The organism is Streptomyces sp. NPDC002055 (genome assembly GCF_040296705.1).
Lineage (GTDB): Bacteria > Actinomycetota > Actinomycetes > Streptomycetales > Streptomycetaceae > Streptomyces.
Genome location: NZ_JBEOXS010000076.1, coordinates 25,423 through 31,945 on the forward strand (window position 1 = coordinate 25,423; position 6,523 = coordinate 31,945).

Genomic DNA, 6,523 nt, shown 5'->3' on the forward strand with positions numbered 1-6,523 from the left:
CCCCGCGGGTCCCCCGCCGGAGCGGGAGCAGGGCATCCGCAGCCGGACCGGCGCTTACAGGTACTGACCGGTGTTCGCCACCGTGTCGATGGACCGGCCGGTGTCCGCGCCCTGCTTTCCGGTGACGAGGGTGCGGATGAAGACGATCCGCTCGCCCTTCTTGCCGGAGATCCGGGCCCAGTCGTCCGGGTTGGTCGTGTTCGGCAGGTCCTCGTTCTCCTTGAACTCGTCCACGCAGGCGGCGAGCAGGTGGGAGACGCGCAGACCCTTCTGGTCGTGGTCGAGGAAGGCCTTGATCGCCATCTTCTTGGCCCGGTCCACGATGTTCTGGATCATCGCGCCCGAGTTGAAGTCCTTGAAGTACAGGACTTCCTTGTCGCCGTTGGCGTACGTGACCTCCAGGAAACGGTTCTCCTCGGATTCCGCGTACATCTGCTCGACGACCGACTGGATCATGCCGTCGACCGCGGCCTCCGGCGATCCCCTGTGCTCGGCGAGGTCGTCCGAGTGCAGCGGCAGCGACGCCTTCAGGTACTTCGCGAAGATGTCCTTGGCCGCCTCGGCGTCCGGGCGCTCGATCTTGATCTTCACATCGAGCCGGCCGGGGCGGAGGATCGCCGGGTCGATCATGTCCTCACGGTTGGAGGCACCGATGACGATGACGTTCTCCAGGCCCTCCACGCCGTCGATCTCGGCGAGCAGCTGCGGGACGATGGTGTTCTCCACGTCCGAGCTGACACCGGACCCACGGGTCCGGAAGAGGGACTCCATCTCGTCGAAGAAGACGATGACGGGGGTGCCCTCGCTGGCCTTCTCCCGCGCCCGCTGGAAGACCAGGCGGATGTGCCGCTCGGTCTCGCCGACGTACTTGTTGAGCAGCTCCGGGCCCTTGATGTTGAGGAAGTAGCTCTTCCCGGCGGGCTGCCCGGTCACCTCGGCGACCTTCTTGGCAAGGGAGTTGGCCACGGCCTTGGCGATGAGCGTCTTGCCGCAGCCGGGCGGGCCGTACAGCAGCACACCCTTGGGCGGCCGCAGTTCGTGCTCCTTGAAGAGGTCGGGGTAGAGGTAGGGGAGCTCGACGGCGTCCCGGATCAGTTCGATCTGGTTGCCCAGGCCGCCGATCCGTTCGTAGTCGATGTCCGGGACCTCTTCGAGGACGAGCTCCTCGACCTCGCTCTTCGGCACGACCTCGTAGACGTAGCCGGAGCGGGGCTCGAGCAGCAGGGCGTCACCGGAGCGGATGGTGGCGTCCAGCAGCGGCTCGGCGAGCCGCACCACCTTCTCCTCGTCGGTGTGCCCGACCACCAGGGCCCGCTCGCCGTCCTCGAGGATCTCCTTGAGGGTGACGATCTCCCCGGCCCGCTCGAACTCCATGGCCTCGACCACGTTGAGCGCCTCGTTGAGCATGACCTCCTGGCCGCGCCGGAGGTCCTCGAGCTCGACGCCGGGGCTGACGTTCACCCGGAGCTTGCGGCCCCCGGTGAAAATGTCCGCCGTGCCGTCCTCGTTCGCCTGCAGGAAGACCCCGAAGCCGGCCGGCGGCTGGGCGAGCCGGTCGACCTCTTCTTTGAGGGCCACGATCTGGTCCCGGGCTTCACGCAGCGTGTTCGCGAGCCGTTCGTTCTGCGCCGAGACGCCGGCCAGGTTGGTCTGCAACTCGACGATCCGCTCTTCGAGAATCCTCGTGTGTCGCGGAGAGTCGGCGAGCTTGCGGCGCAGGACGGCGATTTCCTGCTCGAGATAGGCAACCTGGCCGGCAGGGTCTTCAGACCCCCGCCCCGGCCGGATGCCGCGGTTGATGTCGTCGTCGTGGGCTGCCACGGTCCTCACCTCCTCCAAGGGGAGCTGGACGCTTCCTGACCCTACCTGGGCAGGTGCGGGTTGAAACCCCTAGATCACAAAGACGGTCGGGGTGTGTCCGATCTTCACCCTTGCGTACGTCCTCACGCCAGGGGGATACCCACCCACAAACATCGGAAAGCGACCGGTTGTATCGTCGGGACGGTCAACACCCGTCAGGGCTGGCTCCAATTGGTTCGTGTATTCAGAGAACGGCAGGCGATATGAGCGCACAGAACGACGCCCTCGAGGTCTGGATCGACCAGGACCTCTGCACCGGCGACGGCATCTGCGCCCAGTACGCCCCCGAGGTGTTCGAGCTGGACATCGACGGTCTGGCCTATGTCAAGGGCACCGACGAGGAGCTGCTCGCCGACCCGGGCGCCACAACGCCGGTGCCTCTCCCCCTGCTCAACGAGGTGGTCGACTCGGCCAAGGAGTGCCCGGGCGACTGCATCCACGTGCGTCGGGTTTCGGACAAGGTCGAGGTGTACGGCCCCGACGCCGAGTGACGGCTCACGCACTCCCCGCGACGGGCAGCGCGACGAGCTCGAACTTGCCGTCGTTCCAGTGCCATTCGACCTTTCGCTGCCGGTCCGGGCAGCAGCGCGGCACGTCCTTCGAGGAGTAGCCGGCCAGGGTCGCCGAGACGGTGTGTCCGCGCACCGCGAAATCGGTGACGCTCATCCCTTCCCGGGGGTCGAGGAAGGTCTCCACGATCCTCGGCCGCCCGGCGCCGTGGGCGAGCACGTAGATGCCGCTCGGCGGGGTGCCCATGCCGGAGCTGCAGCGCACCACGGCCACGGTCTCGGCCCGGCCGTCGCCGTCGAGGTCCGCCGCCCCCTTCCGGATCACCTGGATCTTCTCCGGGCCGCAGTCGACCGGGTACCGGGCCTTCGCCGCGTCCGGTCCGCCGGCGGCCGGGAGCGGGGCCTGCGGGGAGGCCGGGGCGGCGGCGACCGCGACCGGCGGCCGGGCGGTGGCGGTGGCGGGCTGGAGCAGCGACGAGGCGCCCAGCAGAGCGGCGAGCGCGGTCCCGGTGACGATCCAGTGGAGCGGCCGGGAGCGGGTGTGCGGGAGATCCGGGCGGGGCGGCGGGAAGGACTCGGGGCCGGCCGAGGGCTGCACGCGGGGTGTCTCCTGTGGAAGCGGAGCCGATGGGGTGGCCAGCATCGTGCCACATGTCACACCGGGTGAGGAACGGCCGGGGCCGTGCTTCCTGCCGCGGAGCCGAAACGGCGCCGCCGCCGGACTCCCCGCGGGGAAGTCGGCGGCGGCGCCGGGAGGTTGTCCGGACGGGCCGGGCGGGGCCTCAGCCGCGCTCGGCGGAGCCTCCGGTGCCCTTGCCCGGTCCGGAGTAGTCCTCGCCGTAGGCGCCCTTGGCCGGGCGGCGGCGGCGCAGCGGCGGCTCGACGCCGTCCGCGAGGCGGCGGGCGGTGAGCAGGAAGCCGGTGTGGCCGATCATCCGGTGGTCCGGGCGGACGGCCAGGCCCTCGACGTGCCAGGTGCGGACCATGGTCTCCCAGGCCGACGGCTCGTTGAAGGTGCCGTGCTCGCGGATGGCCTCCACGGTGCGCGCCATCTGCGTGGTGGTGGCGACGTACGCGCAGAGGATGCCGCCGGGGACGAGGGCCTTGGACACGGCGTCCAGGCACTCCCAGGGCGCCAGCATGTCCAGGATGACCCGGTCGACCTCGGTGTCGGAGAGGTTGTCCTGGAGGTCGCCTACGGTGAGCTGCCACGCCGGGTGGTCGTCACCGAAGTAGCGGCGGACGTTCTGCGCGGCGATCTCGGCGAAGTCGGCGCGGCGCTCGTAGGAGTGCAGCATGCCCTGGTCGCCGACGGCCCGCAGCAGGAAGGTGCTCAGCGAGCCGGAGCCCACACCCGCCTCGACGACCCGCGCACCGGGGAAGATGTCGGCCATCGCCAGGATCTGGCCCGCATCCTTCGGGTACACCACGGCTGCGCCGCGCGGCATGGACAGGACATAGTCGGGGAGCAGGGGGCGCAGCGCGAGGTAGGCGACGTTCCCCGTGGTACGGACAACACTGCCCTCGGGAGCACCGATCAGCTCGTCGTGCGGGAAGGCACCCTTGTGGGTGTGGAAGCTCTTCCCGGCCTCGAGCGTGAAGGTGTAGTGGCGTCCCTTGGGGTCGGTGAGCTGGACCTGGTCCCCGACCTGGAAGGGGCCGCGACGGCGGGCGGCACCGGTCGGTTCGGACATGTGAACAGCCTACCTGGGCCGCTCACCCCGAACGGCCACGGGACCTCGGGCCCGGGTTCCTGCCTCAGGAGCACGAGGTCTCAGGAGCGCGGGTGCCTCAGGCGCTCGGGCGGGCCATGGCGGCGACGAAGGCCCGCTCGACGTCGGCGGTGGACAGCACGCCGTAGATCTCCCCGGTCTCCTCGACGACCAGGTACTCGGTGGCCGGTGTGGCGCGCAGGGCGTCCAGCAGCTCCTCGCCGGAGAGCTCGGCGGAGACCCGCATGCCCGGCTTGAGGTCCTGGGCCAGGCCGCTGACCGCGACCCAGGGGCGCCGGTGCTCGGGCACACCGACGATGGCCGCCTCCCGGACCACCGCCACCGGGGTGCCGTCGCTGTCGACCACGACCAGGGCGCGGGCCCCGGCCTCGTTGGCCCGGCGCAGCGCCTCGGAGAGCGGGGTGTCGGACGCGACGGGGACGGCGCGCCGGGTCAGGTTGCGGGCCCGGAGCTCCGGAAGGTGTTCGCGCAGGCGGGCCATCCGCAGGCTGTTCCCGGCGCCGGTCCAGATGATGGCGGCGAGGATGGCGGCCAGCAGGGCGTCGGTGATGGTGTCGACGCCGCCGAGGTCCTGGGTGGAGGTGCCGAGCGCCCCGGTGTGGGTGAGCAGCGGCAGGCCCACCAGGACCGCGACGGCCAGCGCCCGGCCCGTCCAGGCGGCGGCCACGGTGCCGGTCATCGGCTTGCCGCTGAGCTTCCAGACGACGGCCCGCAGCATCCGGCCGCCGTCCAGCGGCAGGCCGGGGAGCAGGTTGAAGGCCGCGACGATCAGGTTGGAGATCATCAGGCCGGCCAGCAGCACGCCGGGGACGGTGCCGGGTTCGACGGCGGCCATGCCGAGGTAGAAGACGCCCGCGAGGACCAGCGAGAGCAGCGGGCCGACGGCGGCGAGCACGAACTCCCGCCCCGGTGACTCGGACTCCTTCTCGATCTCCGAGACGCCGCCGAAGAACTGCAGCTGGATGCGGCGGACCGGCAGCTTGAAGCGCAGGGCCGCCACCGTGTGCGCGAGTTCGTGGACCAGCACCGAGGCGTAGAAGGCGACGGCGAAGAACAGGGACACCAGATAGCGCAGGTTCCCCAGCTCCGGCAGGACCCGCTCCAGCTGGCCGCCGAAGACCCAGGTGATGAGCGCGGCGACCAGGAACCAGCTGGGAGCGACATAGACAGGGACCCCGAAGAGCCGGCCCATGAGGAGCCCGCCGCCCGTCTCGCGGGGCCTCTGCGGCTTCCCGCTCTCGCCGCTCTCGTCCACGATGTCCTCTCGTCCGTGTCGGCCCCCGCTCCGTCCGGTGCGATCACGCGGTCCGGGGTGCGAGGGGGTCTGACGTCGATGGTATGCGTCCGGATGTCGGTGACGGGCCGTAGGGTCGTGCGCCATGGGAACCAGCACCGACCACCCCGCCGCCGAGCGACCGCGGACGCTGTCGCCGTCGCGCGCCGGGGACTTCATGACCTGCCCTCTGCTGTACCGCTTCCGGGTGATCGACCGGTTGCCGGAGCGGCCCAGCGAGGCGGCTACCCGGGGCACGCTGGTGCATGCGGTGCTGGAGCGGCTCTTCGACGATCCGGCGGCGGAGCGTACGGCCGTGCGGGCCCGGTCCATGGTCGCGGGCGAGTGGGAGCGGCTGCTGGCCGCCCGGCCGGAGCTGGTGGAGCTGTTCGCCGAGGAGGGCGCGGACGGCCCGGGGGCCGCCGAGGGGGCGGCCGCGGCGCCGGACCCGGAGCGGCTGGCGCGCTGGCTGGCGGACGCGGAGCGGCTGGTGGAGCGGTGGTTCACGCTGGAGGACCCGACGCGGCTGGAGCCCTCGGAGCGCGAGCTGTTCGTGGAGACGGAGCTGGACTCGGGGCTGACCCTGCGCGGCATCATCGACCGGGTCGACGTGGCGCCGACGGGTGAGGTGCGGATCGTCGACTACAAGACCGGGAAGGCGCCCCGGCCCGAGTACGCGGCCGGCGCGCTGTTCCAGATGAAGTTCTACGGGCTGGTGCTCTGGCGGCTGCGCGGAGTCCTGCCCCGCCGGCTCCAGCTCGTCTACCTGGGGAGCGGCGAGGTCCTCAGCCACGACCCGACCGAGGCGGATCTGCGGGCGGTGGAGCGCAAGCTGCTGGCGCTGTGGGAGGCGATCGGGCGGGCGACCGAGACCGGTGACTGGCGCCCGCGCCGCAGCAAGCTGTGCGGCTGGTGCGACCACCAGGCGTTCTGCCCGGAGTTCGGGGGCACTCCCCCGCCCTATCCGCTGCCGCTGATCCCCGCGCCCGCCCGTCCGGTGGACGCGGTCCCGGAGGAATCCACGGACGGCCGTCAGGGCAGAATGGGGCCGGTCTAGGGCGTGTTTCGAAAGTCCCGCCTGGCCGGAGGTGTCCGGCACGCACGCTCGCTGCGTTGTCGGTCGTCGGCGCAGCCCGCTGCGCTCTCCT

At 71.2% G+C, this 6,523-nt stretch carries 6 protein-coding genes; 2 read left to right on the forward strand and 4 right to left on the reverse strand.

Annotated features, from left to right (window positions below; all coding sequences use genetic code 11):
* Positions 1-54: 54 nt before the first annotated feature.
* On the reverse strand, positions 55-1,821 hold the full coding sequence (arc, locus tag ABT112_RS30995; protein WP_351515113.1) for a proteasome ATPase: 1,767 nt from the start codon (positions 1,819-1,821) through the stop codon (positions 55-57).
* A 242-nt stretch (positions 1,822-2,063) separates the two neighbouring features.
* On the opposite strand from arc, the gene ABT112_RS31000 reads away from it, so the two are divergent.
* Complete coding sequence (locus ABT112_RS31000) at positions 2,064-2,351, forward strand: ferredoxin (RefSeq protein ID WP_351515114.1); 288 nt, start codon at positions 2,064-2,066, stop codon at positions 2,349-2,351.
* A gap of 4 nt (positions 2,352-2,355) precedes the next feature.
* Here the strand turns inward: ABT112_RS31000 and ABT112_RS31005 are convergent, their stop codons facing one another.
* The 3 genes from ABT112_RS31005 to ABT112_RS31015 all read right to left on the reverse strand — a co-directional run bounded on the left by ABT112_RS31005 (position 2,356) and on the right by ABT112_RS31015 (position 5,483).
* Positions 2,356-2,967 carry a hypothetical protein gene (locus ABT112_RS31005; protein WP_351515115.1) on the reverse strand — a complete coding sequence of 204 codons (612 nt, stop codon included), beginning with the start codon at positions 2,965-2,967 and terminating at the stop codon, positions 2,356-2,358.
* A gap of 184 nt (positions 2,968-3,151) precedes the next feature.
* Entirely contained in the window at positions 3,152-4,063 is a 912-nt protein-coding gene (locus ABT112_RS31010) for a tRNA (adenine-N1)-methyltransferase (RefSeq protein WP_351515116.1), read from the reverse strand.
* Positions 4,064-4,160: 97 nt separating this feature from the next.
* On the reverse strand, positions 4,161-5,483 hold the full coding sequence (locus ABT112_RS31015) for a site-2 protease family protein (RefSeq protein ID WP_502975497.1): 1,323 nt from the start codon (positions 5,481-5,483) through the stop codon (positions 4,161-4,163).
* Between ABT112_RS31015 and ABT112_RS31020 the strand changes: the two genes are divergently transcribed.
* Positions 5,482-6,432, forward strand: a complete 951-nt coding sequence (locus tag ABT112_RS31020) for a RecB family exonuclease (protein WP_351515117.1) — start codon at positions 5,482-5,484, stop codon at positions 6,430-6,432. The two genes, ABT112_RS31015 and ABT112_RS31020, sit on opposite strands and share 2 nt — an antisense overlap.
* Positions 6,433-6,523: the final 91 nt, after the last annotated feature.